Source organism: Alkalihalophilus lindianensis (assembly GCF_032843265.1).
Classification (GTDB): Bacteria; Bacillota; Bacilli; order Bacillales; family Bacillaceae_D; genus Alkalihalophilus; species Alkalihalophilus lindianensis.
Window position 1 is genome coordinate 1 of sequence record NZ_JAWJBA010000756.1, and the last position, 249, is coordinate 249.

At 67.1% G+C, this 249-nt stretch carries 1 protein-coding gene; it reads left to right on the plus strand.

What is annotated here, in order from left to right:
- The coding region (locus tag RYX56_RS26750; protein ID WP_317124362.1) for a hypothetical protein at positions 1-249 on the plus strand (249 nt) is incomplete at both ends.

Consider the following 249-nt stretch of genomic DNA (forward strand, 5'->3'; position numbering starts at 1 on the left):
GGCGTTTACCGCCGGCGCAATGGCGATAGCCGGCCAAGCGCTGGCGAGCAGGGCCGCACCCCATGTGTGGCGCAATGTCGTCGTGGGCGCAGGCGGCTTTATTCCCGGCATCGTCTTCAGTCCTGTCGAACGAGGCCTGGCCTATGCGCGATCCGACATGGGCGGCGCCTATCGGTTCAACGCGGCCATCGGTCGCTGGTCGCCGCTGATGGACGCCAGTCCCCTGTCCGGCGATTTCGGGATCGAGAG